The following is a 237-nucleotide window of genomic DNA, read 5'->3' as shown; positions in this document are numbered from 1 at the left end:
ACTATTAACGATGTAACGCCTGAAAACTCGCATTTAGTAGGTAATTTATATGTAGTAGCGGCTAAATTAGCCAAGCAACTAAACTTTGCCGACGATGGCTACCGAGTGGTCATGAATTGCAATGAACATGGTGGCCAAACCGTATATCATATTCATTTACATATGCTTGCAGGTAAAGAGATGGGCTGGCCTCCTTATCAAAACACCAAAAAAGTGGCGCTATAAACAGCTATTTAT

At 39.7% G+C, this 237-nt stretch carries 1 protein-coding gene; it reads left to right on the top strand.

All coding sequences use genetic code 11. From position 1 onward, the window contains the following. The coding region (locus AAEY62_RS24685) for an HIT domain-containing protein (RefSeq protein ID WP_350637129.1) at positions 1 to 225 on the top strand (225 nt) is incomplete at its 5' end. Positions 226 to 237 lie beyond the last annotated feature (12 nt).

This window comes from Pseudoalteromonas sp. GW168-MNA-CIBAN-0100, from assembly GCF_040309225.1.
In the GTDB taxonomy this organism is placed as follows: domain Bacteria; phylum Pseudomonadota; class Gammaproteobacteria; order Enterobacterales; family Alteromonadaceae; genus Pseudoalteromonas; species Pseudoalteromonas arctica.
Note: the sequence above shows the minus strand (reverse complement) of the source record. Positions and strands in the feature narration are given on the sequence as shown.